Origin of the sequence: Micromonospora sp. NPDC049114, assembly GCF_040648635.1 — a bacterium.
Lineage (GTDB): Bacteria > Actinomycetota > Actinomycetes > Mycobacteriales > Micromonosporaceae > Micromonospora.
The window spans coordinates 71,127-96,540 of the sequence record NZ_JBEZEA010000001.1 but is presented as its reverse complement, the minus strand read 5'-3'; the positions used below and the strand labels follow the sequence as shown (position 1 = coordinate 96,540).

Below are 25,414 nucleotides of genomic sequence, written 5' to 3'. Positions count from 1 at the left end.
AGGCCGGGGTAGCTGGTGGCCCGCCACCGCCACGCCGGCGATCCGCGGCGGATCAACCGCCGAAGCGCCGGGCGGGCCTCACAGACGGTCGGCGGCGACCAGCCGCTCGCCGCTGAAGGCGAGCAGCCAACCGCCGCCCTTCGGGGTGGTGAAGTCCTCGTCGGCGCGGCCGGTCAGCTGCTCCAACGCGCCCGGCAGCACCTTGCCCTGGCTGCACACCGCCACCTGCCCACCGGCGCAGCCCAGCTCGAGCAGTTGGGCGGCGGTGGCCAGCACCCGCTCGTCCTGTTGCTGGCCCGGCTGGGGCTCGTCCAGGTCGCCGCAGACCTCGATGGGCAGGTCGAGCAGCCCGGCCGCCGGGTCCAGGGTCTGCACGCAGCGGCGCGGCGAGGCCGACAGGAGCCGGGCCGGCCGCACCACGGCGATCAGCGCCGCAAGCGCGTACGCCTGGGCCCATCCCTCGGCGTCGAGCGGGCGGGCGGTGTCCGGGCCGGTCCACGTGGCGCGCTTGCCGGCGTGCCCGTGCCGGACCAACGCGATCGTCGCGGTCACCAGCGGTAGCGCGGCGAACGCCGCCAGCACCTCGGTGTCGTGCGGGTAGCTGACGAGGTGGATCGCGTCGTCCACGGCCAGCCACCGGATGTCGTCGACTTCGGTGCCCGGCTGGAAACCGCCCTCGGCGACCGCGAGCATCGACCAGTAGTCGACCAACTTGGCCTGCCCCTCGCTGCGGTAGCGCACCGACGGCAGCCGCACCTGCGGTACGCCCCGCACGTCGGCCTCCTCGGCCACCTCCCGGACCGCCGCGAGCAGTGGATGCTCGCCCGGTTCGAGCTTGCCCTTGGGCAGCGTCCAGTCCCCGTAGCGCGGGCGGTGCACGACGCAGACCCGTACGCCCTCGGCGGTCGGTCGCCAGCAGACCCCGCCGGCAGCCCGGATGCCCGTCACGGCAACCATCTGGTCCGCCGTCGCCGCGTGGCCCGGTGCCACGCGGCGGGGAATCGGGCCCGCATCACGCGGACCGTGTCGCGTTCCCGCTCGGCCAGCCGTCCGGCGGTGACCGCCAGTTCGTGGTCGCCCGGTCGGTCGGCGGCGAGGGCGAGCCAGGTCTCGGCGGCCACCGCGGCGTCCTGGTGTTCGCCGAGCACATCCTGGACGCCGGCCAACGCGCGGGCCAGCCGCCGCGCGTCAGTGCCGACGGCCGGGACCACTGCGGTGACCGCGTAGCGGGCCTGCTTGCCCTCCTTGCGGACGGCGTGCCAGCGGTCGTCGGGCGCGAGGGGGTCGAGCCCGTCGACGCCGTCGGGGCCGGTGAGCTGCCGCCACGGGCGGGCGACCAGCTTCGGTAGCGTGCGCGCCGCCGGGGTGGCGGCCCGTCGGGTGAGCCGGGGCGCGCGGGCGGCCAGCACCAGGGCGTCCACCAGGGCCAGGTAACGCGGCGAGCGCAGCGCCTCGTCGATGGCGGCCAGCGCCTGCCGCTGCCGCTGTGCGAGCGCCTCGTCCAGCCGGTCCACCGCGCCCATGTCGAGCGGGCTGAGCGGGTCGGCGGTCGCGGTGCGCCGCAGTCGGTCGCGCAGCACCTCGGCGTCGCGCGCCGCGCCGAGCACCCCGGCGAGCCAGCGCAACTCGTCGCGCAGGGGCCGCGCCCAGCTGCGGCGCACCAGCGGACGGAAGGTCCGCAGGTCGCTGCGCAGCCGTCGGCAGGCCACCCGCAACTGGTGTACGGCGCTGTCGCCGCCGTCGGTGGTGGTGCGCAGCCGCACCAGCGGGTCGTGCGCCAACAGCCGGCCCACCTCCTTGCGGACCGCCTCGGTGACCACCTCGCCGGCGGTCGGGTCGGCCGTCAGCCCGCCCGGGGAGACCAGGTCCGGTTCGGCCTGCGCCACCGACCCCAACGCCCGTACGTGCTTGGGGGTGAACGACCCGGCCCGGGCCCCGGCCTCGCGCAGCACCTCGCCGATCCGTTCCAGCAGCTTGCGGTCGCCGGCCTTGCGCTCCACCTCCACCTCACGGAACGCGCCGGTGGTGGCGCCGGCGTCGTCGAGGACCGTCACCCGGTCGTCCACCACCTCGGCGAGCACCGTGCCGGCCCTGTCGCACACCTCGTGGGCGTGCCGGACGGTGCGTACCACAGTCACCGGCGCGAGCGACGCGCCCCGGTGCAGGACGGTGACCAGCTCGACCAGCTCCGGCGGCGGCTGCGCGACCGGCCCGGGGCGGGAGATCTCGTGCCGGACGCCGGGCGTGCCGGTGGGCAGCTTCACCGTCCACGGCAGCTCGTCACCCTTGCGGTGCCGCAGCGACGCCCCGGCGCGGGCCAGCCGCAGGTCGACAGTGTCGAGGTAGCGGGCGACAAGCGTCACCGGCGGCAGCTCCCGGACCCGGCCGCCGGCCGGGGACGTGGCGGACAGGTCCGGCAGCACGAAGGTGTCGTCCACCTCGTACTTCTGCTCCTCCTCGACCATCAGCTCAGCCTATGCCGCGATCGGTCAGCCGGCCGTGCCACCGACGCGGCGCAGCAGCAGTTCCTGCAGATGCACCCGGGCCGTGTCGTCGCCGCCGGCACGCCGTGTCCAGGTGCCGTCGCCGGCCAGCTCGAACGCGTCCACGTCCGGGCTCATCGCGGCGGTCAGCACGTGGTCCAGCTCGGCGCGGGCGACCGGATCGCTCACCTGCACCAGCGCCTCCACCCGCCGGTCCAGGTTGCGGTGCATCAGGTCCGCCGAGCCCATCCAGAACTCGGCCTCGCCGTTGTTGCCGAAGCGGAAGACCCGGGAGTGCTCCAGGAACCGGCCGAGGATCGAGCGGACCCGGATGTTCTCCGACAGCCCCGGCACCCCCGGACGCAGCGTGCACATGCCCCGGATGAGCAGGTCGACGTGGACGCCGGCCTGGGACGCCCGGTACAGCGCGTCGGTCACGCCCTCGTCGACCAGCGAGTTGACCTTGAACTGGACCAGGCCGGGCATGCCCAACCGGACGTGCGCGATCTCCCGCTCGATGCGTTCGATGAGGCCACTGCGGATCCCCTGCGGGGCGACCAGCAGCCGCCGGTACGCGGTCTGCCTGCTATAGCCGGTGAGCACGTTGAACAGGTCGGTGAGGTCCGCCCCGATCTCCGGGTCGGCGGTGAGCATGCCGAAGTCCTCGTACAGGCGGGCGGTCTTCGGGTGGTAGTTGCCGGTGCCGATGTGGCAGTACCGGCGGATCTGGTTGCCCTCCTGCCGGACCACCAGGGCGGTCTTGCAGTGCGTCTTGAGCCCCACCAGGCCGTACACCACGTGGCAGCCGGCGCGTTCCAGGGTGCGGGCCCAGCCGATGTTGGCCACCTCGTCGAAGCGGGCCTTCACCTCGACCAGCACCACCACCTGCTTGCCGGCGGCGGCCGCGTCGACGAGCGCGTCCACGATCGGCGAGTCGCCGCTGGTCCGGTAGAGGGTCTGCTTGATGGCCAGCACGTTGGGGTCGGCGGCGGCCTGTTCGATGAAGCGCTGCACGCTGGTGGCGAACGAGTGGTACGGGTGGTGCACCAGGATGTCCCCGTCGCGCAGGGTCGAGAAGACGCTGCGCGGCACCTCGCCCTCGGCGAGCCGGGGATGCGTGGCCGGCACGAACGGCGGGTCCTTGAGGTCCGGCCGGTCGGCCTCGCCGTACACCTGCCACAGCGCGGACAGGTCCAGCAGGCCGGGCACCCGCAGCACGTCCTGGTCGTCCATGTCCAGCTCGCGGACGAGCAGCTCCAACATGTGGTCGGAGATCGACGCGGCGACCTCCAGGCGGACCGGCGGGCCGAACCGGCGGCGGGCCAGCTCCCGTTCGAGGGCCTGGAGCAGGTCCTCGTCGCGGTCCTCGTCGACCTCCACCTCGGCGTTGCGGGTGACCCGGAACAGGTGGCACTCGACCACCTGCATCCCGCTGAACAGCTGACCCAGGTGCACCGAGATCAGGTCCTCCACCGGCAGCATCCGCACGCCCGGCTGGTCCCGGTCGACCCGCACGAAGCGCGGGACGTTGTTGGGCACCTTCACCCGCGCGAACAGCTCGGACCCGCCGTCCGGGTCCCGGACCGCCACCGCCAGGTTCAAGGAGCGCCCGGAGATGTACGGGAACGGGTGCGCCGGGTCCACCGCGAGCGGGGTGAGCACCGGGAAGATGTGCTCCCGGAAGTAGGTGCGCAGCCGCTCCCGTTCGGGGTCGCCCAGGTCACCCCAGCGCAGTATGCGGATGCCCTCGTCGGCCAGCCGGGGCAGGACGTCGTCGACGAAGCAGGCGGCGTGCCTGGCGACCAGCTCGGCGGTCCGTTCGGCGATCAGCTCCAGCTGCGTACGCAGGGGCAGCCGGTCCCCGCCCCGCACCGGCAGGCCGGCGGAGAGCCGCCGCTTCAGGCCGGCGATCCGCACCATGTAGAACTCGTCGAGGTTGCTGGCGAAGATCGCGAGGAACTTGGCCCGTTCCAGCAGGGGGGTGCGCTGGTCCTCGGCGAGGGTGAGCACCCGCGCGTTGAAGTCGAGCCAGGACAGCTCCCGGTTGAGGAAGCGGTCCTCCGGCAGCGGGGGAGCGGCCGGTGGCTCGTCGTCCCCCTCACCGCCGGTGGAGAGGCCCGTGGAGAGGCTGCCGGAGGGACCGGGCAGGGCTGCCCCGGCCGCCGGGCCGTCCGTCTCGGTGGGCGGCACGCCGGGTTCGATGACCTCGTCGAGCCCGGAGGAGGCGGCGCCCGGGTCGTCGGCGAGCGTGTCGGCACGGGCGGCGCCGGCCCGTTCGGCCCGGGACGGGCGGAAACGGCCGTCGGTGCCGCGAATGCGGGCGCCGTTGCGGGGGTCGGTGGCTGAAGGGGTGACCGGATGCTCGCGAGGGGTGCTCACCCGCTCATAATCACCCGATTCGAGTTAACGCAAAATGAACTTGGCCTCGCCAGCTCAGTTCATCGTCGGCAATGTCACCCGGACGACCTCGCCGTCGGGATCGGTGTCGATGCGCACCCGCTGGCCGAGCCGGAGCAACCGCAGGCCGGAGGCGTCGAACGCCCGGGCGGGAAAGCGCAGCTCGGTGCCGTCGTCGAGCAGCAGGACACCGCTGCGCGTCGCCGCGTCGTAACTGGCCACCGTGCCCTGCATGCTGGCACCGTACACCGGTCGGATCGGCTTGTTCAGCGCGCCGGCCCGCCGGCTAGGGGCAGCTTGTTCAGCGCGCCGGGCAGCCGGCGGCGAGCAGCGCCGCGGTGCGCGGTCCCAGCCCCAGCCGGGCGGCGGCGGCCAGGTCGTCGGCGGTGTCCACGTCCCGCCGCAGGCTGGGCCAGTCGCCGGTGAGCGGCAGCGCCCCACTCGCCGCGTGCGCCGCCGCCGAGCCGACGCCGAACCGTGGGTCGAGGTCGACGCCCGGCGGCGCGGCGAGCAGCACCGTCCCACCGCCGGGGGCGTCCGCGACGAACCGGCGTACCCCCTCGGTGTCGCGCTGGGCCGCGAGCAGCGCGTCGGCCAGCTCGGCCGGGCGCAGCGCCGGCAGGTCGGCGGTCAGCCCGGCCACCCACCGCCCGGAGATCTGTGCCGCGCCGTGCCGGAACGCGGCGTTCAGGCCGGCGTCCGGCACGTCGGGCACCGTCCCCGCCCCGGCGGCCCGCGCCGCGGCCACCACCCGGGTGTCGTCGGTCACCACCAGAGCCTCGGCGACCGCCGGGCAGGCCAGCACCGCGCGGAGCGTGTCGGCCGCCAGCGCCAGCGCCAGCTCCTCATGCGGTACGCCGGGCAGCGCGCCCCGCAGCCGGCTCTTGGCCGCTGCCAGACGCTTCACCGGCACCACCACGGCCCACCTCGGCTGACTCACGTCCGCAATCCTGCCAGCCGGACGACGGGACCCTCGCTGGCCGTACCGGGGGCGAGCAGGCATGATTTCCGCTGCGGGTGTCGCGGTGGGCTCGCGGCGGGTCGGGGCGGGACGAGGAGGCACAGTGGCACGGCGGAGGCTGGGGTTCTGGCAACGGTTCGCCGTGGGGCTGGTGAAGCCGGTGATGATCGTCTGGACCCGGCGGACCTGGCGCGGCCAGGAGCACCTCGCCAAGGACGGCGGAATGATCATTGTCGCCAACCACATCTCGCACGCCGACCCGTTGGTTTCCGCGCACTTCATCTACGACTCCGGGCGGTGGCCGCAGTACCTGGGCAAGGCCAGCGTGTTCCGGGTGCCGGTGATCGGCTGGATTCTGCACCGCTGTCGGCAGATCCCGGTCGAGCGCGGCAGCGTGGACGCGGTCCGCTCGCTGGACCGGTCGGTAGCCGCGCTCGACGAGGGCGGCGCGGTGGTGATCTACCCGGAGGGCACCACCACCCGACAGCCGGACCTGTGGCCGATGAAGGCCAAGACCGGCGCCGCCCGGCTGGCGCTGGCCACCGGCGCCCCCGTGGTGCCGCTGGTGATGTGGGGCCCGGAGCGGATCTTCGACCCGCGAACCAGTCGGCTCAACCCACGCCCCCGGATCCCGGTGACGGTGGTGGCCGGCGAGCCGATCGACCTGAGCCGCTGGGCGGGCGCCCCGCCGACCCGGGCCACTCTCGAGGAGATGACGGACGCCATCATGCTGCGGCTGCGGGACATGCTCGTCGAGATCCGTGGTGGCACCCCGCCCCCGCTGTGGGAACGGCCGGCCCGACCGTCCGTCGAGCGCCCGCAGGGTGAAGCGGCATGAGCGGCCACGTCGCGGTGCTGGGCGCCGGCTCCTGGGGCACCGCCTTTGCCAAGATCCTGGCCGACGCGGGTCGGGACGTGACCGTGTGGGCCCGCCGTGCCCCCGTGGCCGAGAGCATCCGCGCCGAGCGTCGCAATCCGGAGTACCTGCCGGACCTGCTGCTGCCGGCCCGGGTCACCGCCACCACCGACGCCGCCGAGGCGATCAGCGGCGCCGAGCTGGTGGTCCTGGCCGTGCCCTCGCAGACCCTGCGCGGCAACCTCGCCGAGTGGGCCGGGCACCTGCACCCGGACGCCACCCTGGTGTCGCTGATGAAGGGCATCGAACTCGGCACCACCAAGCGGATGAGCGAGGTCATCGTCGAGACCGCCGGGGTGGCCGCCGACCGCGTGGTGGTGGTCTCCGGCCCGAACCTCGCCCCCGAGATCGCCGCCGAGCAGCCGGCCGCCACCGTCGTCGCCGGGACGAACAGCCATCGCACGGTGCTCGTGCAGTCGTCGATCCGGACGCCGTACCTGCGGCCGTACACCAACGACGACGTGATCGGCTGTGAGCTGGGCGGCGCGGTCAAGAACGTGATCGCCCTGTCGTACGGCATCGCCACCGCGATGGGCTTCGGCGACAACACCCGGGCCATGTTGATGACCCGAGGGCTGGCCGAGACGGCCCGCCTGGGCGTGGCCCTCGGCGCGGACCCGATCACCTTCGCCGGCCTGGCCGGCATGGGCGACCTCGTCGCGTCGTGCTCGTCCCCGCTGGCCCGCAACCGCACCTTCGGCGAGCACCTGGGCCGGGGCGAGACGCTGGAGCAGGCCCAGGCAGCGACCCGGCAGACCGCCGAGGGCGTGAAGAGCTGCCTCGCGATCCGTGATCTGGCGCGGGCGCACGGCGTGGAGATGCCGATCACCGAGCACGTCGAACGGATCTGCCACGAGGGGATGGACCCGCGCCTCGCCGTGGACACCCTGATGAGCCGGACCGCCAAGCCCGAGTCGTACGAGTGAGGAACCGATGAGCGAACTGGGAGACGGCACCCGCTGCGTCCGCGCCGGCCTGCCCGAGCCGGCACCGGGTGACCCGTTCCTGCCGGGCCCGGTCTTCGCCGCGCCGTACCACCTCGACCCGTGGCAGGGCCAGGGCACGTCGCCGAACGGCTACGGCCGCCCCGACAACCCGACCCGGCGGCTGTTGGAGGCCGCGGTGGGTGAGTTGGAGGGCGGCGACTGCCGGGTCTTCGCCAGCGGTCAGGCCGCCATCACCGGGACGCTGCTCACCCTGCTGCGCCCCGGGGACACCGTCATGCTGCCCTCCGACGGCTACTTCCCCGTCCGGGCGTTCGCCACCGCCGTGCTGGAGACGATCGGCGTACGGGTGGTCTTCGTGCCGACCGTGGGGCCGTACCCGTCCTTCGAGGGCGTCCGGCTGGTGCTGGTGGAGACCCCGGCCAACCCGGGTCTGGACGTGGTCGACGTGGCCGCCCTCGCGGAGCGGGCGCACGCCGCCGGCGCGCTGCTCGCGGTCGACAACACCACTGCCACCCCGCTCGGGCAGCGCCCGCTGGACCTCGGCGCCGACCTGGTGGTGGCCTCCGGAACGAAGGCGCTCACCGGCCACTCCGACCTGCTGCTCGGCTACCTGGCCAGCTGGTCCGCCGAGGTCATCGAGGCGGTGACGCTCTGGCGTACCGCCACCGGCTCGGTGCCCGGAGCGTTCGACGCCTGGTTGGCGCACCGGTCGCTGGCGACCCTCGACCTGCGGCTGGCCCGCCAGAGCGCGAACGCCGCAGCCGTCGCCGACCTGCTGGCGGGCCGTTCGGACGTGACCGGTCTGCGTTGGCCGGGGCTGCCGGACGACCCCGCGTACGCGGTGGCCTCGGCGCAGATGCGCCGGATGCCCGGGGTGCTCTCGTTCGACCTGGGCGACGCCGACCGGGTGGCCCGCTTCGTCGAGGCCGCCCGGCTGGTGGCGGCGGCCACCTCGTTCGGCGGTCTGCACACCAGTGCGGACCGGCGGGCGCAGTGGGGGGACGACACGGCCCCCGGCTTCGTCCGGCTCTCCTGCGGTGTGGAGGACACACCCGATCTGGTGGCCGACATCGCCGCCGCCCTGGACGCCGCCGGGCCGGCCTGAGTTATCGTGTCCGCGGCCCACGGGTGTGGGCCTCGACCGGAGGAGGTGAGACCGATCCGCCAGCCAGTAGGACCGGCGCTTCCTCCCGTGTCCACGCCGCTCTAGCGGTCTCGGGAGCGCCGGCGAGCGTTCCCGGAGGCTTTCTGATGGTGACACCCTTCCCCACCGACCGGACCACCCTCGTGAGCCGGCTGCGCGCCGCCGGCTGCGTCTACGCCGAGGACGAGGCCGAGCTGTTGCTGGCCGCCGCGGACTCCCCGGCGAGGCTTGCCGACCTGACCGCACGGCGCGTGGCGGGCGAGCCGCTGGAGTACCTGCTCGGCTGGGCCGAGTTCTGCGGCCTGCGGATCGCGGTGGACGCGGGCGTCTTCGTGCCGCGCGGTCGGACGGCGCTGCTGGTCGACGCCGCCGTCGAGCTGACCGGCCCGGCGCCGGCAGTTGTCGACCTCTGCTGCGGCTCCGGGGCCACCGCTGTCGCGCTGGCCCGCCGGCTCGCGCCCCGCTGGTTGGCCGCCGCCGACATCGACCCGGCGGCGGTGGCGTGCGCCCGCCGCAACCTCGCGGGGCTGCCCGCCGAGGTGTACGAGGGTGACCTGTTCGCGCCGCTGCCGGCGCACTGGCGGGGGCGGCTCGACCTGGTGGTGGCCAACGCCCCCTACGTGCCGACCGAGGCGGTGGCGCTGATGCCGCCGGAGGCGCGGCTGCACGAGGCCCCGGTGGCGCTCGACGGAGGGCCGGACGGGCTCACCGTGCTGCGCCGGGTGGGCGTCGACGCGGCGCACTGGCTGGCACCCGGCGGCCACCTGGTGGTCGAGGCCGGCGAGACGCAGACCGACGCGCTCTGCGCGGCGTTCCGCGCGGCCGGGCTGGTCCCGACCGTCCGGCACGACGAGGACCGGGACGCCACCGCGGTGACCGCCCGCCGCCCAGGCTGATCCGCCCAGCGGCGCTGCGGCGGAAGTGCCTGGTCGACCCGCCCACCTGTTCGCGTCCTTTGCTCTGCTTCAACCGGCGCAACACTCGCGGCCGATTTGTGTTGCGTGGAGTGAAGCAGAGCAAAGGACGCGCGACAGCAGTCCGGGGCACCGGGGACAGGAACTCCGATGTCACCGGAGCTCGGCTGGTACCCCAGCCCCAGTTTCAGCGGGCGGGCGTGGCGGGGGAGCGGGGTTGGCACTAGCCTCGGCTCACACTCATGAGGGCGGGAGGCGGTTGCGGTGGGCAGCGCAGGTGTGCCGGTGGTCGTCGGCCTGGACAACGGCGGCACCAGCAACAACGCCACAGTCCTGACGGTGGATGGCAGGTTCCTGGTGGACGGGCTGCTGGAGATCCCGAGCGAGGTGCGTGAGGGGCCGGAGGCCGCGATCGAAGCGCTCGCCCAGGCGCTGGACGGGGCTCTGGCGCAGACCGGCGTCTCTCGTGACCTGGTCCAGGCCGTCGGGCTGGACACGCCCGGCCCGGCCAGCGCCACCGGCGTCATCTCGTCGCGCGGCTCGACCAACTTCTCCCAGCCGGCCTGGCGTGGTTTCGACGTGCGGGGCGCGCTCCAGCGGCGGCTCGGCCTGCCGGTGATCTACCACAACGACGGCAACGCGGCAGCGCTCTACGCCCACCACGTGTACTTCGGCGACGAGGCGATGACGCGATCGTCGGTCTCGGCGATCGTCGGCACCGGCCTCGGCGGCGGGGTCGTCGAGAGCGGCAAGGTGATCGCCGGCGCCGCCGGCATGGCGGGCGAACTGGGTCACGTGCACATCCCGCTGAACGGGCTGCTCGGCCCGGGTCAGCCGGAGCCCATCTGCGCCTGCGGCTTCACCGGCGACGTGGAGAGCGTCGCGTCGCTGACCGGCATCGAGAACAACCTGCTGCCGTACTGGCTGACCCGCTACCCCGACCACCCGCTGGCCGCCGAGCCGGCGGCGCGGGCCGCGAAGCTGGTGCGGGGCTACGGCGAGCGGGGTGACGCCATGGCCCGGGACCTCTTCACCCAGCAGGCGATGGCGCTGGGCCGGCTGTTCACCGTGGCGGCCAACTTCACCGATCCCCACGCGTACTTCGTGGGGGGCGGGGTGGTGGAGGCGGCGCCGGAGTTCCGCGACTGGTTCCTGGCGACGGTCCGCGAGCACACGGTCCTTCGCGAGGAGCAGGCCGCGGTGGCCACGTTCGCGCTGGTCCCGGACCGCGACATGGCAGGTGCCAGGGGTGTGGCGATCGCCGCCCTGGAGGCGTTGCGCGCGGTCCCGGAGCCCCGTCCGCTGGTCGCCTGAGTCGTCCCCGGTTCGTCGGCCGAGCCGGCCCGCCGTGAGCCTCCCCGTCCGCGCCCCGCTGATCGGGCGGTGCGGGCCCGGTCAGCGGGGCGCGGGGGCGGGGTGGTCGCGCTCCGGTCAGCGGCGCGGCGGGGCCTGGGCGAAGGCGGCCCAGGCCGCCGGGCGGAACAGCAGGGCCGGGCCGGCCGGGTCCTTGGAGTCGCGGACGGCCACCAGTTGGGGGATCGTGGCCACCTCCACGCAGGCGCCCTCATCGCCGCTGCGGCTGCTCTTGCGCCACGCCGCCGTGGCCAACGCCGCTGTGATCGTCGGTGTCATCGGTCCTACCGTCCCTTCAGGACTGACAGGAGCATCGCCCGGCTGTCCGCCGGACTGAGCGCCACGCTGCGCAGATGCTCCATGATCTTGGTGCAGGTACGCGTCTCGCCCGCGCGGTCGAGGATCATCTGACCGGCGACGGTCTCCACCGACGCGATGATCGGGTCCTCCGGGTCGGCGAACTCCAGAATGTGCAGCGAGCCCCGGGTGCCCCGGTGGTAACCGGCGGAGAGCGGGATCACCTGAACGGTGATGTTCGGCAGTTCGGCCATCTTGACGAGGTGCCGTAGCTGGCCGTCCATCACCGACTGGTCACCGACCGGGCGCAGCAGCGCGCCCTCGTCGATGATGGCGTCGAGGATGGGTGGGGTGTCGGCGGTGAGCCGCACCTGGCGGTCGAGTCGGATCTTGACCCGCTGCTCCACCAGCTCGTCGCCGAGGGTGTGCGGGCCGCCGCGCATCACGCCGCGGATGTAGTCGGCGGTCTGCAGCAGGCCGGGCACCACCGAGGGCTCGAAGTTGGCGATGGCGGTGGCCTCCGCCTCCAGGGCGATGAAGTCGATGGTGCGCGGGTCGAGCAGGTACGAGTACGACACCCACCAGCCCGGTTTGCGGGCGTCCTTGGCGAGCTGCACCGCGGCGGCCACCTCCTCGGAACCCACCCCGTACGAGGTGAGCAGGGCGCGCACCGTGGCCGGGCTGATCAGCGTCTGGGCGTTCTCGTAGCGGGAGAGGGTGCTGCGGGTGCTGTTGATTTCATCCGCGGCGGTCTCCAGCGTCAGCCCGGCGGCTTCCCGGTGATGGCGTAGGGCGATGCCGAGCCGGCGGGCGCGGGCGGTCTTCGGGGCCATGCATCGATGGTCGCACACATTCATGGGAACGGGTACATGAGAGATGGCCGATGAGAGTTGCATTCATGGCTGTAGACGTGTCAATCTGTCATCGCGTCCTCACCGCCGGTTGTCGTGGCGACGGTGGTGGTGAGCGACCGGAGGGGATAGGGCGCGCGGCGATCGGGTTTCTCCCCCGTACCCGATCGCCGCGTGCCGCCCGTTCCAGCCGCCGGAAGGAGACGACGTGCACACCGGTCCGAAGTCTCTCGCCCCGCAGCGCGAGGGGCGGCGATGACCCGCTTCCTGGTCGTGCTCACCGACGTGCGTCCCGTCGAGGGCGTCGACCGCAACGAACGCGTCACCCCGGAGCGTCGCCGCCAGGTGGTCGGCGCCAGCAGCAGGGAGGCTGCCGACCGGATCGCGGGCGCCTTCATGGCGCTGGGGATGGTGCGGGCCGGGCGGCAGCGGGTGAAGGTGATCGCGGTCGGCCGCCGGCACGCCGGAGACTGATCAGGCCCCGAACATTCCGTCACGCACCGTATATGCTCTGTTGACCGATTGCCGTGTCGCTTCGGGGCTCGCCGGGTATCGCCGCGCCTGATCGCCACGCACAGTAAGGTCAACCGGGTGAGCGCCACCGGCGAGCACGACCAGCCGCAGTCGCGTACGAAGAGGTGACCGGAGTGACCACCCCAGGCAAGACCCGCGTGGCGATCGTCTTCGGCGGCCGCAGCCCGGAACACGGCATCTCCTGCGTCAGCGCCGGCAGCGTGTTCGCCGCACTCGACCCGGACGAGTACGAGGTGGTGCCCGTGGGCATCACCCGCGCCGGCCAGTGGGTGCTGACCAGCGGCGACCCCGCCCAGCTCGCCATCAACGCCCGCCAGCTCCCGGAGATCACCGCCGAGTCCGGGACGGACCTCGTGCTGCGCGCCGATCCGACCGGCAACGGGCTGATGGTGCTCGACCAGACCGAGGGGCCCCGGGCGCTGGCCGACGTGGACGTGGTCTTCCCGGTCCTGCACGGCACGTACGGCGAGGACGGCACCATCCAGGGCATGCTGGAGATGGCCGGCATCCCCTACGTGGGGGCGAACGTGTTCGCCTCCGCCGCCGCCATGGACAAGGAGTTCACCAAGAAGCTCTGCGCTGTCGAGGGCATCCCGGTCGGCGCGTACGCGGTGCTGCGCAACGGGATGACGCTCAGCGAGCAGGACAAGAAGCGGCTCGGCCTGCCGGTCTTCGTCAAGCCGTCGCGCGCCGGCTCGTCGTTCGGCATCACGCGCGTCACCGACTGGGCCGAGCTGGACGCGGCGGTCGCCACCGCCCGGCAGTTCGACCCGAAGGTCATCATCGAGGCCGCGATCGTCGGCCGCGAGATCGAGTGCGGTGTGCTGGAGGGCGAGGCGGGCGGTGTCCCCGAGGCGTCCGTGCTGGCCGAGGTGCGGGTCGTCGCCGACCACGACTTCTACGACTTCGAGGCCAAGTACCTCGACGACTCCTGCGAGTACGACATCCCGGCCGGCCTGCCGGACCGGGTGACCCGCCAGGTGCGGGAGTACGCCGTCCGCGCGTTCACCGCGCTGGACTGCGCCGGCCTGGCCCGGGCCGACTTCTTCGTCACCCCCGAGCTGGACGTCTACCTCAACGAGATCAACACGATGCCCGGGTTCACCCCGACGTCGATGTTCCCCCGGATGTGGGCGGCCTCCGGCCTGGAGTACCCCAAGCTGGTCAACCGGCTGATCCGCACCGCCCAGCGGCGCGGCGTCGGCCTGCACTGAGCAGTCGCCCCCGACGCGCGGCCCGCCGTACGGGCCGCGCGTCAGCGGATCAGCGCTGGCAGCCGGCGGGGATGGTCCCGCCCGAGGGCACCGACGCCACGATCGCGCTGGAGATCGGCGAAACCCACTGCAGCGGCTGCTCGTACGAGCGTGGAATGCGGACGGTGACCGGTGTCTCCCGATCGACAGTGGTGAGCACTGTCACGTCGGTCTCCTCGACGGGATGCCAGCAGACCCGGTTGACGGTCCAGACCTCGTCGGTGGCCGGGACGGTCGGCGCGGCGCCCCCACAGGCCACGGTGAGCGCGGGGTCGCCGTACGCGGCGTTCTGCTCCGGACCCGCAGTGACCGGGCGCTGGGCCAGGTCACGGATGGTCTGCGGCAGCTGGGAGAGCAGCGCGCGGCAGACCGTGGCCGGACGCTCGGCCAGCGCCGGGGCGGCCATCTCGACCGGGGCGGTGGACTGCGCCCGTGCGGTGCTCGGCGAGGGGCTCGGCGAGGCGGCGGGCGTGTCCGGGGCGAGCTTGGCGAAGGCCAGCACGGCCACCAGCAGCGTGATCGGCAGCGCGATCAACGTGGCCAGCAGGGCGGCGCCCCGGATCGTCCGGTCCCGGCCGGCCGGCGCGTCGGCGCCCTGCTCGGCGCTGTCGCGGATACCGTCAGCCGGCTCGGGCGTCCCGTCGGCCGGCTTGGGCTTGCCGTCGTCGTCGAGAGCAGCCGAGGAGGTCGTCATCTCGTCCACTTACAGCCGCACCACCGAACACGTGAGGGTGCGGGTGATGCCGGGCACCATCTGCACCTTGCTGACGATGAGTTTGCCGAGCTCGTCGACGGTGTTCGCCTCGGTGAGGACGACCACGTCGTACGGCCCGGTGACGGCGTCGACGCGTACCACGCCGGCGATGTCCGCGATGAGACCCGCCACGTCACGTGCGCGGCCGACCTCGGTCTGGATGAGGATGTACGCCTGTACCACGACTCGACCTCCGTCCGTCGCCGCCCGGGAGCGGCCCGAAGGGTGAAACTACCTTACGGACCAGGTCTGATCCCTATCGGTGGTCAAGGAGCAGCGGTGAGCGAGCGCGGCGGTGCCGGGCAGTACGGGCCGAACGCCGGCGGTGGCGCCAGCGTGGCCGGGATCGGCGAGTTCGGGCTGATCGGGCGGATCACCGCCCGATTGGCGATGGGCCCGACGACAGTGCTCGGCCCGGGTGACGACGCGGCGGTGGTGGCCGCGCCGGACGCCCGGGTGGTCGCCTGCACGGACGTGCTTGTCGACGGACGGCACTTCCGGCGGGACTGGTGCTCGGCGCGCGACGTCGGTCACCGGGCCGCGGCGGCCAACCTGGCCGACGTCGCGGCGATGGGCGCCACCCCGACAGCCCTGCTGGTCGCCCTCTGCATGCCCGCCGACCTGGAGACGAGTTGGGCGGAGGGCCTGGCCGACGGGTTGGCCGCGGAGGCCGCCACTGTCGGCGCGAGCGTCGTCGGCGGGGACATGTCGGCCAGCCCCACCCTGACCATCGCGGTCACCGCCCTGGGCGACCTCGCCGGCCGGGCGCCGGTGGTGCGCTCCGGCGCCCGCCCCGGGGACGTGCTCGCCCTGGCCGGTCGCATCGGGTACGCGGCGGCCGGGCTGACCGTGCTCAGCCGGGGATTTCGCACACCCCGGCTGCTGGTCGAGGCGTACCGGCGGCCGCAGGTCGCCTACCCGGCCGGGCCGCAGGCCGCCCAGCTCGGCGCGACCTCGATGATCGACGTCTCGGACGGGCTCCTCGCCGATCTCGGGCACGTGGCGCAGGCCAGCGGTGTGGCGATCGACGTGCGCCGCGGCGCGTTCGAGGTGCCCCGGCAGATGGCCGACGCCGCGCGGGCGCTCGGCGTCGACCCGTACACCTGGATTCTGGCCGGTGGCGAGGACCACGCGCTGGCCGCGACCTTTCCCGCGACGGTGGCGTTGCCGCCGGAGTGGCGACCCATCGGCCTGGTCACGGAGGGTGCCGGAGTGACTGTCGACGGCGGCGCCTACGACGGGCCCCGGGGCTGGGACCACTTCCGGTGACGCCGCGCGCCGGCCGTATTCTGGACACCGTGAGTGAGATCGAGATCCGGGTGGTGCGGTTCGACGCGCCGGTGGCGCAGCAGCTGATCCGGGCCGCGCTGGCCGACCTCGGTGCCCGCTACGGGGGTACCGGCGACGACACCCCGGTCGCCGCGAGCGAATTCGAGCCGCCGGACGGCGCGTTCCTCGTCGCCTACCTGGCCGGTGAGCCGGTCGGCTGCGGCGGCTGGCGCAGCCACGGTGCGGACACCGCCGAGCTGAAGCGGATGTACACCGCCCCGGCGGCCCGTGGTCGCGGCGTGGCCCGGACGGTCCTCGCGGCCGTCGAGCGCTCGGCCCGCGAGCAGGGCCGCAAGCGGATGGTCCTGGAGTGCGGGGACAAACAGCCCGAGGCGATCGCCATGTACGCGTCCGCCGGTTATGACCGGATCCCGAACTTCGGCTTCTACAAGGACGCGGAGGGCTGCGTCTCCTTCGGCCGCACGCTCTGAGCGGCAGGCGCCCACCCGGGCGCGGACACGACAGAGCCGGCGGACCGCAGGGGTCCGCCGGCTGAGCCGAACGAGAAGAGTTGGTGCTGCCGCGTCAGGCGCGGGTGACCTTGCCGGCCTTGATGCACGAGGTGCAGACCTGCAACTTCTTGGTGTTGCCGCCACCGGCCGGGGTACGCACCGACTGGATGTTCGGGTTCCAGCGGCGGTTGGTCCGCCGGTGCGAGTGGGACACGTTGTGGCCGAAGCCCGGTCCCTTGCCACAGACGTCGCACACGCTAGCCACGGGATACTCCTGGGATTGAAACGTTCATGAGGTCGCCGGCAGGCGCTGCCCGGGCAACCTGGTCAGGTTACCCGATGACCCGCCGACCCGGCCAACCGGCCCGGTCGGGCGGTCGTGCACGGCCCGGCCCGGGCCTGCTGGTGGGCCGGTGGGCCGGCCCGGCGGCAACCGTACCGGAGGCGTCGGCCCGGCCCGGGAGCGCCGTCGGACCGGGCGCGGGCGGACACGCCGGACGAGTCCGACGCGTGTCGGTGCGCAACAGTAGGCTTCTGGCCGTGCTGGACACCCTCGACGCCGCCGCGGTCCGCCGCTGGTGCGCGAGCGGGCTGGCCGCGCTCAAGCGCCACCAGGGCGAGATCGACGAGCTCAACGTCTATCCGGTGCCCGACGGCGACACCGGCACCAACCTGGTGCTCACCCTCACCTCGGCCCAGCAGGCCCTGTCGATGGACCTGGACACCCTCCCCGACAGCGGCCCCACCGCCCACGGGCACGCGCTGCGGCTGATGGCCCAGGGCGCGCTGCTCGGCGCCCGGGGCAACTCGGGGGTCATCCTGTCGCAGATCCTGCGCGGCTTCGCCGACGCCGTCGTCGCCGTGCCGGTGGTGCGCGGGCAGGCACTGGCGGTCGCGCTGCGGGCCGCGACCGCCGCCGCGTACACGGCGGTCGGCCGTCCCGTGGAGGGCACCCTGCTCACCGTCGTCGCCGCGGCTGCCACCGGGGCCGAGCAGGTGGGCGGCGACGACCTACCCGCGGTGGCGCGCGGCGCGGCGCGGGCCGCGGCCGAGGCCCTGGCCCGTACGCCCGAGCAGTTGCCGGCCCTGGCCCGCGCGGGGGTGGTCGACGCGGGCGGGCGCGGGCTCTGCGTCCTGCTCGACGCCCTGGTCGAGGTGCTCACCGGGGAGAGCGCCACAGGGCTCGCGCCGCCGCCGCGCACCGCCCGCCCGGCGGCCACCGTCGCGCGCGAGACCGGTTCGACGGAGTACGCCTACGAGGTGCAGTTCCTGCTCGACGCCCCCGCCGACGCGGTGGCCGTGCTCCGCCGGACCCTGGAGACGTTGGGCGACTCGCTGGTCGTCGTCGGCGACGGGCGCGAGCCGGACGGCACCTGGAACGTGCACGTGCACGTCAACGACGTGGGCGCGGCGGTCGAGGCCGGGGTCGCCGCCGGCCGCCCGTACCGGATCTCGGTGACCCGCTTCGCCGACCAGCCCGAGCCGTCCGTCGGCCCCAGCGAGGACGGTCGGGCCGCCGTGGTGGTGGCCACCGGCAGCGGGATCGCGGAGCTGTTCGCCGCCGAGGGCGCGACTGTGGTGCCCGGCAACCCGTCCACGGGTGAGCTGCTGGACGCCGTGCGCGGCACCGGGGCGTCCCGGGTCGTGGTGCTGCCCAACGATCCCAACACGGAGGCGGTCGCGAGCGCGGCGGCCCGCGAGGCGCACCGGCACGGCATCAAGGTGAGCGTGGTGCCGACCCGTTCGCCGGTGCAGGCGCTCGCGGCCCTGGCGGTCCGCGACGGCACCCGCCGCTTCGAGGACGACGTGATCGCGATGGCCGAGGCGGCCGGCGCCTGCCGCTACGCCGAGGTCTGCCATGCCAGCCGGGAGGCGCTGACGGTCGCCGGCCCGTGCCGCCCCGGCGACGTGCTGGCGCTGGTCGAGGGGGAGGTGCACCTGATCGGCACCGATCTCACCGACACCTGCGCCGCGGTGGTCGACCGGATGCTCGGCGGTGGCGGGGAGCTGGTCACCCTGCTGGCCGGGGTGGATGCCCCCGCCGGGCTCACCGATGCCGTCCGCGCGCACGTCGCGCGGCGCTGGCCGTTCGTCGAGGTGCAGGCGTACCCGGGCGGTCAGCCGTTCTATCCGCTTCTGGTGGGGGTCGAATGAGCGAGCCGGCCACTGTGGACACCCCGTTGAAGAAGCTCGTCGGGGACAAGACGGCCAAGGCGTTGGCCACCCACCTCGACCTGCACACCGCGGGTGACCTGATCTACCACTTCCCGCGCCGCTACGACGAGCGCGGCGAGCACACCGACATCCGGTCGCTGGACGTCGGTGAGCAGGTCACCGTGCTGGCCCAGGTGCAGCGCACCGCCGTACGCCCGATGCGCCAGCGCCGGGGCAACCTGCTGGAGGTGACCGTCGGCGACGGCTCCGGCGGCCTGCTGACGCTGACGTTCTTCGGCAACCAGGCGTGGCGCGAGCGCGAGCTGCGTCCGGGCCGGTGGGGGCTGTTCGCCGGCAAGGTCACCGAGTTCCGGAGCAAACGCCAGCTCAACGGCCCGGAGTACGTCCTGCTCGGCGAGGGCGGCGAAGGCGAGGCGGCGGTCAGCGACGAGATCGAGGAGTTCGCCGGCGCGCTGATCCCCGTGTACCCGGCGGCGGCGGCCGTCCCGACCTGGGTGATCGCCCGCTGCGTACGGGTCGTGCTGGACACGTTCACCCCGCCGGAGGACCCGCTGCCGGCCGCCGTGCGGGCCAGCCGCAAACTCGTCGACCTGGGCGCCGCCCTGCGGGAGATCCATCGGCCGTCCACCAAGGAGGAGCTCTACCGGGCCCGACACCGGCTCAAGTGGGACGAGGCGTTCGCCGTCCAGGTGACGCTGGTGCAGCGCAAGCACCGGGCCGCCGACTGGCCGGCCCGGCCCCGCCCGCCGCGCGCGGGTGGGCTGCTGGACGCGTTCGACGCCCGACTGCCGTACGAGCTGACCGCCGGCCAGCGCGAGGTGGGCGCGGAGATCGCCGAGGACATTGCCGCCGCGCACCCGATGCACCGGTTGTTGCAGGGCGAGGTCGGCTCGGGCAAGACGGTGGTGGCACTGCGAGCCATGCTCCAGGTCGTCGACGCGGGCGGGCAGGCCGCGCTGCTGGCCCCCACCGAGGTGCTGGCCGCCCAGCACCACCGGGGCATGCTCGACCTGCTCGGGCCGCTGGGACGGGCCGGTGAGCTGGATTCCGCCGAGCACGCCACCCGGGTGGAGCTGGTCACCGGCTCGTTGGGCGCGGCAGCCCGCCGACGGGCCCTCGCCGAGGTGGCCAGCGGCAACGCCGGGATCGTGCTCGGCACCCACGCGTTGCTCTACGAAGGCGTCGACTTCGCCGACCTGGGTCTCGTGGTGGTCGACGAGCAGCACCGCTTCGGCGTGGAGCAGCGTGACGCGCTGCGCGCCAAGGCCGACCAGCCCCCGCACACGCTGGTGATGACGGCGACGCCGATCCCGCGCACGGTCGCGATGACCGTCTACGGCGACCTGGAGGTGTCCACTCTCTCCCAGCTGCCCCGGGGTCGCTCGCCGATCGCCTCGCACGTGGTGCCGGCCGCCGAGAAGCCGGCCTTCCTCGACCGGGCGTGGCGGCGGCTGCGCGAGGAGGTGGCCGCCGGCCACCAGGCGTACGTGGTGTGCCCGCGTATCGGTGACGGCCCGACGTCCGACGAGGAGCCGCCACCCGAGGACGACAACGGGCGCCGGCCGCCTCTCGCCGTGACCGAGGTGGCCCCGCTGCTGGCCGAGGGGCCGCTGCACGGGCTGCGGATCGGGGTCCTGCACGGCCGGCTGCCCGCCGACGAGAAGGACGCGGTGATGCGCTCCTTCGCGGCCGGGGACCTGGACGTGCTGGTGGCGACCACGGTGATCGAGGTCGGCGTCGACGTGCCGAACGCCACCGTGATGATCGTGCTGGACGCCGACCGGTTCGGTGTCTCCCAACTGCACCAGCTGCGCGGTCGGGTCGGCCGGGGTGCCGCCGCCGGGCTCTGCCTGCTGGTCAGCGAGGCCGCCGAGGGCTCGTCGGCGCGGGAACGGCTGGACGCGGTGGCGTCCACCGGCGACGGCTTCAAGCTCGCCGAGCTGGATCTGGAGCAGCGCCGTGAGGGTGACGTGCTGGGCGCCACCCAGTCCGGGCACCGTTCGCACCTACGCCTGCTGTCCCTGCGCCGCGACGCCGACCTGATCCGCGACGCCCGCGCCGAGGCGATCACCCTCATCGAGGAGGACCCGGAGCTGGCCCGCAACCCCGCGCTGGCCGCGTCGGTCGCCGCGCTCGTCGACGAGGACCGCGCGGAGTACCTGGAGAAGGGCTAGGCGCGCTGCTTGCTGACCCCATCCGGTTTCCCGGAAACCGGGGTGTTCCGGCCACGGTGACACCCCGGTTTTCTGGTTGCCGAATTGATCATCTGCACAGACCGAGGGCGCGTCGACCGGGTGGTCGACGCGCCCTCGGGCTTCAGCGCAGGTCAGGTCAGGCGGTGAAGGTCACCCGACGCCGACGGGCGATGACGAAGAGCACCGCGCCCGCGATCAGCAGGGCGATCGCGCCGGCAGCGATGCCGCCCGCGGCCGCACCGGTGACCGGGAGGCCCGGCTGGTCGTCGCCGCCGCCGCCACCGCTACCGCCGCAGTTGCCCTCCGGCGTGTAGACGGCTTCGAGCTCCAGGTCCAGGTCCGGCAGGGTGACGAGCGCCGACTCGGCCTTGCCAGCCTTGAAGGTCACCGTCTCCGACGCGCCGGCCGCGACCGTACGGGTCTCGGTCTTGTCGCCGTAGGTGAAGGTGGTCTTCACCGGCATGCCACCCTCGGGGTTGGTGACGGTGAGGGCGAACTCCTTGCAGTCGGCCTTGGTGGTGACGGCCGGCAGCGGGCAGTCCTCGGGACGCGTCCACGAGTACGTGCCGTTCTCGATGACCTTGCCGTCGACCAGGACCTCGATCTTGCTGGCGTCGGCGGCGGGCACCACGATGCTGGTGTCGGCCTTGCCGGGGGCAACGGAGACCTTCTTGGTGAAGCCGTTCTCACCCTTGACCTCGAACTCGACGGCGTACTTGCTGATCTTGCCGTCGTTGCTCAGCGACACCGCGACCGAACCGTCGCAGTTGGACGCGAAGGTCGAGGCCGGGGTGACGCAGCTCTTGCTGCCGCCGTTGTACCAGCCCTGCGGGCCCTTGGAGCGGTTGCCCGGGGCGCCCGGCGAGCCGAGCTTCTTGTTGTCGTAGCGCTTGCCGCCGTCGACGATCTCGTCGATGACCTGGTCCTTGTCGCCCCAGATGAGGTCGACCTGGGTGTGGCAGTCCGGGATCTCGACGTTCAGCGTGATCTCGGTCTGGGTGGCGCTGACGAAGTCGCTGTCCGGCGTGCCGTAGACGTACTGCGGGGTCGCGAACTGCGGCCGGGGCGCGAAGTACGACACCAGCGTGAAGTACTGCTTGCCGTCGCCGCAGAGCGGCAGGTCACCGTCGAGCTTGACGGTGGCGGTGCCCTTCGGGCCGTCGAACGTGTGGCTGTACGTGGCCTTGCTGACGTCGACGCACTTCGGCGCCGGTGCGCAGGACTGGTCGGCAGGGATGGTGATGCTGCCGTCGTTGGTGGCTTCCTTGCCGTTCTTCTTCCACTTGCCGAACACCACGAGCTTGGCGCTGGCGGTGTTGCCCGGCACCCGCTGGACGGCCTGCACGAAGCCGCCCTTCTTGATGACGTAACCCTGCAGCGGCACCGCCTCGGCGCCCTCGACGGGCACGGTCACCGGCGTCGCCGGGTCCGCGGTCACCCTCTGGAGCGTCACAGCCTTGTCGCGCTCGCTGTTCTCCACCTTCCACGTGATCACGCGCTCGCCGCTCTGCCGGTCGCAGTCGACGGTGGCGCTGATCGTGGTGTGGTGTGCGCTGGCTGGGGCGGCTACCGCGACGACCCCGGTGAGGCCGACGATGGCGGCTCCCAGGATGGCCAGCGGTCGCCGGAGCGACAGCTTGGGACGGATCACGGGTACTCCTGGAGTGCTGAAGCGTCAGGGGTGTGGCACGGGAGAGACAGTGGACGGTCACCGCACGTCCGATCGGAGAGGCGCCCTCCCGAGCCGTGGGCCGGCGTGTTCTCGCCGGCACCCGGCAGACCCTAGCGATATCGCCCCGCGTGATACAGCGCTCAGGATTTGCTAAGACTGATGTTATGAACTTGAGATCATTGATATACGAGAAGTGATCACGTCATCCTCGTGGCGGTACCGACCGTGTCGGAAGCGGTCCCGAGGGGTCGCGTAGCGTCGGGGTCATGAGCAGGAGGAGACGGTGACCCGGATCGTGGCCGGGACGCTCGGTGGCCGGCGGATCGCCGCGCCGCCCGGCGCCGGCACCCGACCCACGTCCGACCGGGTCCGGGAGGCGCTGTTCAGCGCCGTCGAGTCCGAGGTCGACCTCGACGGCGCGCGCTTCGCCGACCTGTACGCCGGTTCCGGCGCGGTCGGGCTGGAGGCGCTGTCCCGGGGCGCCCGGCACGTCCTGCTGGTCGAGTCCGACCCGCGGGCGGCCCGGGTGATCCGGGAGAACGTGGCGACCCTGCGGGCCGGCCCGGCCGTACGACTGGTCGCCGGCAAGGTGGCGACAGTGCTGGCCGCCGGCCCGGACGGTGGCCCGTACGACGTGGTCTTCGCCGACCCGCCCTACGCCGTGCCGGACGCGGAGATCACCGCGCTGCTGACGACGCTTGTCGACGGCGGCTGGCTGGCGCCCGACGCGCTGGTGGTGGTGGAGCGGTCCCGCCGCACCAGGCAGTTCGAGTGGGTGGAGGGGATCACCCCCGAGCGCAGTCGCCGGTACGGCGAGACCACCCTTTGGTACGGTCGCCGATCATGAGACGTGCGGTGTGTCCCGGCTCGTTCGACCCGGTCACCAACGGACACCTCGACATCATCGGCCGCGCGAGTCGGCTGTTCGATGAGGTGATCGTCGGCGTGCTGGTGAACCAGTCGAAGAGCGGCCTGTTCACCGTCGAGGAGCGGATCGAGATGCTCCGCGAGGTGACCTCCTCGTACGGCAACGTGCGGGTCGAGTCCTTCCGGGGGCTGCTCGTCGACTTCTGCCGCGCCCAGCAGGCGAGCGTGCTGATCAAGGGGCTGCGGGCGGTCAGCGACTTCGACTACGAGTTGCAGATGGCCCAGATGAACATCGGGCTGGCCGGGGTCGAGACGCTCTTCATGCCGACCAATCCGCTCTACTCGTTCCTCTCCTCCAGCCTCGTCAAGGACGTGGCCAAGTGGGGCGGCGACATCTCCGCCCACGTCCCGGACCCGGTCCGCGAGGCCCTGCAGTCCCGCCTGGGCCCCCCACCCCTGGCCTGACCCCGGCCCGGCGCTCCTCCATCCCGCGCCGATCTTGCACTTACCGACCCCGGATCGCCCCCTTTCGGGGTGCTTTGCCGCGACCGAAACTGCAAGATCGACGCGGCAGGGGAGTGCGAGGCGGGGAGCGCGGGGGCGGGGAGTGACCATGTCGCGACTCGCCGGGTTGGGGTGAGTGGGGCGGTGGTGGGGCGGGCACGACATGATTGGTCGAGCAGGAACCCGGCCGTGGCCCGCATCATGGAGGTCGGCCGACGAACGACAGGAGTGAGGTACCGGTGGACCCGCTCGATCGCATCGACGAACTGATCGCCATGGTGGAGCAGGCGCGCTCCGTCCCGATGTCGCGCAACAACTGCATGGTCGACCGGGGCGAGATGATCGCCGCCCTGGACGAGATGCGCGCCGACCTCCCCGCCGACCTGCGTCGGGCCGCCGCGCTCCTCGAGGAGCGCGACAAGATCATGGACGCCGGCAAGCGCGAGGCGGACCGGATCATCAGCGAGGGTGAGGCAGAACACGCCCGCCTCGTATCGGTGAACGAGATCACCGTGTCCGCCGAGCACGAGGGCGCCCGGATCATCGCCGAGGCTCGCGCCGAGGCCCAGCGCCTGCGCGAGGAGGTCGACGACTACGTCGACACCGCGCTGGCCAACTTCGAGCAGTTCCTCACCCGGGCCCTCGCCTCGATAGAGCGGGGCCGCGACAAGATGCACGCGCTGCGGGAGATCGGCACCTTCGGTGGGGATGAGGCGGAACGCCCGCTACCCTTCTGAGCGGCACCTCACCAGCCGACATTCTCACCTCAGGCGTCCCCCCGGTTCGACGGTCCGGCGGTCGCCCAGGTAACCTTTTTTGTCGGCCTCTCACCGGCCGGAGTCTGACTATGCCCAAGCACTCGCCATCGACACTCGACCCCAGGTCGCCGCTGGTCCTCGACACGAGGGACCTGCCGCGTCGCCCTGGCGCGTTGCGTGAGGTCCAGCGGGTCGTGCCGGCACCGGCGGACCTCGGTGTGGAGTTGATCGGCGTGCCGGAGGGCGCGGACCTCAACCTCGATCTGAGGTTGCAGTCGGTGTCCGAGGGTGTGCTCGTCTCCGGGACCATCACCGGTCCCATCCGGGGCGAGTGCGGGCGTTGCCTGCGCGAGATCAACGAATCGATGGCCGTGACGATCCAGGAGCTGTACGCGTACGAGAACAGCACCACGGACGCCACGACCGACGAGGACGAGGTGGGCCGGATGCAGGGCGATCTGATCGACCTGGAGCCGGCGCTGCGGGACGCGTTGGTGCTCACGCTGCCGACCAACCCGCTCTGCCGGGAGGACTGCCCTGGACTGTGCCCCGAATGCGGGGCGCACTGGGACGATCTGCCGGCCGACCACAGTCACCAGCAGATCGACCCGCGTTGGGCGGGCCTGACGCAACTGACCCGTACAGAGGAGTAAGAACC

General features: G+C 73.1%; 26 protein-coding genes. 15 read left to right on the top strand and 11 right to left on the bottom strand.

Features of this window, described 5'->3' with window-relative positions; translation table 11 throughout:
- Nucleotides 1-78 precede the first annotated feature (78 nt).
- The 5 genes from AB0B39_RS00445 to cofC all read right to left on the bottom strand — a co-directional run bounded on the left by AB0B39_RS00445 (nt 79) and on the right by cofC (nt 5,820).
- Nucleotides 79-957: an NUDIX hydrolase gene (locus AB0B39_RS00445; protein ID WP_357573122.1), complete on the bottom strand. Its 879-nt coding sequence runs from the start codon at nt 955-957 to the stop codon at nt 79-81.
- A complete protein-coding gene (locus AB0B39_RS00440) occupies nt 945-2,465 on the bottom strand; it encodes a CYTH and CHAD domain-containing protein (RefSeq protein WP_357573121.1) in 1,521 nt (506 codons plus the stop codon). Before AB0B39_RS00440 ends, AB0B39_RS00445 begins: the two co-directional genes overlap by 13 nt.
- Before the next feature lie 24 nt (nt 2,466-2,489).
- Nucleotides 2,490-4,862 (bottom strand): RNA degradosome polyphosphate kinase, encoded by a 2,373-nt coding sequence (locus AB0B39_RS00435; protein ID WP_357573120.1) that lies wholly within the window; start codon nt 4,860-4,862, stop codon nt 2,490-2,492.
- A 54-nt stretch (nt 4,863-4,916) separates the two neighbouring features.
- Nucleotides 4,917-5,114, bottom strand: a complete 198-nt coding sequence (locus tag AB0B39_RS00430; RefSeq protein ID WP_007456426.1) for a hypothetical protein — start codon at nt 5,112-5,114, stop codon at nt 4,917-4,919.
- Nucleotides 5,115-5,181: 67 nt separating this feature from the next.
- Nucleotides 5,182-5,820 carry a 2-phospho-L-lactate guanylyltransferase gene (gene cofC, locus AB0B39_RS00425; protein WP_357573119.1) on the bottom strand — a complete coding sequence of 213 codons (639 nt, stop codon included), beginning with the start codon at nt 5,818-5,820 and terminating at the stop codon, nt 5,182-5,184.
- A gap of 124 nt (nt 5,821-5,944) precedes the next feature.
- Between cofC and AB0B39_RS00420 the strand changes: the two genes are divergently transcribed.
- From AB0B39_RS00420 to AB0B39_RS00400, 5 genes are all read left to right on the top strand, one after another.
- On the top strand, nt 5,945-6,679 hold the full coding sequence (locus AB0B39_RS00420; RefSeq protein ID WP_357573118.1) for a lysophospholipid acyltransferase family protein: 735 nt from the start codon (nt 5,945-5,947) through the stop codon (nt 6,677-6,679).
- Nucleotides 6,676-7,683 (top strand): NAD(P)H-dependent glycerol-3-phosphate dehydrogenase, encoded by a 1,008-nt coding sequence (locus AB0B39_RS00415; protein ID WP_234591408.1) that lies wholly within the window; start codon nt 6,676-6,678, stop codon nt 7,681-7,683. Before AB0B39_RS00420 ends, AB0B39_RS00415 begins: the two co-directional genes overlap by 4 nt.
- 7 nt (nt 7,684-7,690) lie before the next feature.
- Nucleotides 7,691-8,809 carry a cystathionine gamma-lyase gene (locus AB0B39_RS00410; protein WP_357573117.1) on the top strand — a complete coding sequence of 373 codons (1,119 nt, stop codon included), beginning with the start codon at nt 7,691-7,693 and terminating at the stop codon, nt 8,807-8,809.
- Between the two features lie 146 nt (nt 8,810-8,955).
- Nucleotides 8,956-9,744: a putative protein N(5)-glutamine methyltransferase gene (locus AB0B39_RS00405; RefSeq protein WP_357573116.1), complete on the top strand. Its 789-nt coding sequence runs from the start codon at nt 8,956-8,958 to the stop codon at nt 9,742-9,744.
- 282 nt (nt 9,745-10,026) lie between these two features.
- A complete protein-coding gene (locus AB0B39_RS00400; RefSeq protein WP_357494240.1) occupies nt 10,027-11,076 on the top strand; it encodes an ROK family protein in 1,050 nt (349 codons plus the stop codon).
- Between the two features lie 117 nt (nt 11,077-11,193).
- On the opposite strand, the gene AB0B39_RS00395 is transcribed toward AB0B39_RS00400, so the two are convergent.
- Nucleotides 11,194-11,394, bottom strand: coding sequence for a DUF397 domain-containing protein (locus AB0B39_RS00395; protein WP_234591412.1), 201 nt, complete (start codon nt 11,392-11,394; stop codon nt 11,194-11,196).
- A gap of 5 nt (nt 11,395-11,399) precedes the next feature.
- Nucleotides 11,400-12,245, bottom strand: a complete 846-nt coding sequence (locus tag AB0B39_RS00390) for a helix-turn-helix transcriptional regulator (protein ID WP_234591405.1) — start codon at nt 12,243-12,245, stop codon at nt 11,400-11,402.
- A gap of 273 nt (nt 12,246-12,518) precedes the next feature.
- Here AB0B39_RS00390 and AB0B39_RS00385 point away from each other — a divergent pair, with 273 nt between their 5' ends.
- Nucleotides 12,519-12,737, top strand: coding sequence for a hypothetical protein (locus AB0B39_RS00385; protein WP_234591403.1), 219 nt, complete (start codon nt 12,519-12,521; stop codon nt 12,735-12,737).
- Nucleotides 12,738-12,910: 173 nt separating this feature from the next.
- On the top strand, nt 12,911-14,011 hold the full coding sequence (locus AB0B39_RS00380) for a D-alanine--D-alanine ligase family protein (RefSeq protein WP_357494243.1): 1,101 nt from the start codon (nt 12,911-12,913) through the stop codon (nt 14,009-14,011).
- A gap of 49 nt (nt 14,012-14,060) precedes the next feature.
- Here the strand turns inward: AB0B39_RS00380 and AB0B39_RS00375 are convergent, their stop codons facing one another.
- Together AB0B39_RS00375 and AB0B39_RS00370 are read right to left on the bottom strand one after the other, a co-directional pair.
- Entirely contained in the window at nt 14,061-14,744 is a 684-nt protein-coding gene (locus tag AB0B39_RS00375; protein ID WP_357573115.1) for a DUF3515 family protein, read from the bottom strand.
- A 9-nt stretch (nt 14,745-14,753) separates the two neighbouring features.
- Nucleotides 14,754-14,987: an Lrp/AsnC ligand binding domain-containing protein gene (locus AB0B39_RS00370; protein ID WP_007456453.1), complete on the bottom strand. Its 234-nt coding sequence runs from the start codon at nt 14,985-14,987 to the stop codon at nt 14,754-14,756.
- 96 nt (nt 14,988-15,083) lie between these two features.
- Between AB0B39_RS00370 and AB0B39_RS00365 the strand changes: the two genes are divergently transcribed.
- Nucleotides 15,084-16,073: a thiamine-phosphate kinase gene (locus AB0B39_RS00365; RefSeq protein ID WP_357494247.1), complete on the top strand. Its 990-nt coding sequence runs from the start codon at nt 15,084-15,086 to the stop codon at nt 16,071-16,073.
- A gap of 29 nt (nt 16,074-16,102) precedes the next feature.
- Nucleotides 16,103-16,564, top strand: a complete 462-nt coding sequence (locus tag AB0B39_RS00360) for a GNAT family N-acetyltransferase (protein ID WP_357494249.1) — start codon at nt 16,103-16,105, stop codon at nt 16,562-16,564.
- Between the two features lie 94 nt (nt 16,565-16,658).
- Here the strand turns inward: AB0B39_RS00360 and rpmB are convergent, their stop codons facing one another.
- Nucleotides 16,659-16,850 carry a 50S ribosomal protein L28 gene (gene rpmB, locus AB0B39_RS00355; protein WP_007456456.1) on the bottom strand — a complete coding sequence of 64 codons (192 nt, stop codon included), beginning with the start codon at nt 16,848-16,850 and terminating at the stop codon, nt 16,659-16,661.
- A gap of 275 nt (nt 16,851-17,125) precedes the next feature.
- On the opposite strand from rpmB, the gene AB0B39_RS00350 reads away from it, so the two are divergent.
- The gene (locus AB0B39_RS00350) at nt 17,126-18,739 is read left to right on the top strand and encodes a DAK2 domain-containing protein (RefSeq protein WP_357573114.1); all 1,614 of its coding nucleotides are present in this window, start codon (nt 17,126-17,128) and stop codon (nt 18,737-18,739) included.
- Nucleotides 18,736-20,934: an ATP-dependent DNA helicase RecG gene (gene recG / locus AB0B39_RS00345; protein WP_357494253.1), complete on the top strand. Its 2,199-nt coding sequence runs from the start codon at nt 18,736-18,738 to the stop codon at nt 20,932-20,934. The genes AB0B39_RS00350 and recG overlap by 4 nt, the downstream gene beginning before the upstream one ends.
- Nucleotides 20,935-21,091: 157 nt before the next feature.
- Here recG and AB0B39_RS00340 read toward each other — a convergent pair whose 3' ends face one another.
- Nucleotides 21,092-22,606: a cell wall anchor protein gene (locus tag AB0B39_RS00340; protein ID WP_357573113.1), complete on the bottom strand. Its 1,515-nt coding sequence runs from the start codon at nt 22,604-22,606 to the stop codon at nt 21,092-21,094.
- Nucleotides 22,607-22,910: 304 nt separating this feature from the next.
- On the opposite strand from AB0B39_RS00340, the gene rsmD reads away from it, so the two are divergent.
- From rsmD to AB0B39_RS00320, 4 genes are all read left to right on the top strand, one after another.
- On the top strand, nt 22,911-23,474 hold the full coding sequence (rsmD, locus tag AB0B39_RS00335) for a 16S rRNA (guanine(966)-N(2))-methyltransferase RsmD (RefSeq protein ID WP_355066981.1): 564 nt from the start codon (nt 22,911-22,913) through the stop codon (nt 23,472-23,474).
- Nucleotides 23,471-23,959 (top strand): pantetheine-phosphate adenylyltransferase, encoded by a 489-nt coding sequence (coaD, locus tag AB0B39_RS00330; protein WP_234590515.1) that lies wholly within the window; start codon nt 23,471-23,473, stop codon nt 23,957-23,959. The genes rsmD and coaD overlap by 4 nt, the downstream gene beginning before the upstream one ends.
- 278 nt (nt 23,960-24,237) lie before the next feature.
- Nucleotides 24,238-24,735, top strand: coding sequence for a hypothetical protein (locus tag AB0B39_RS00325; RefSeq protein WP_234590503.1), 498 nt, complete (start codon nt 24,238-24,240; stop codon nt 24,733-24,735).
- Between the two features lie 110 nt (nt 24,736-24,845).
- On the top strand, nt 24,846-25,409 hold the full coding sequence (locus tag AB0B39_RS00320) for a YceD family protein (protein WP_234590500.1): 564 nt from the start codon (nt 24,846-24,848) through the stop codon (nt 25,407-25,409).
- Nucleotides 25,410-25,414 lie beyond the last annotated feature (5 nt).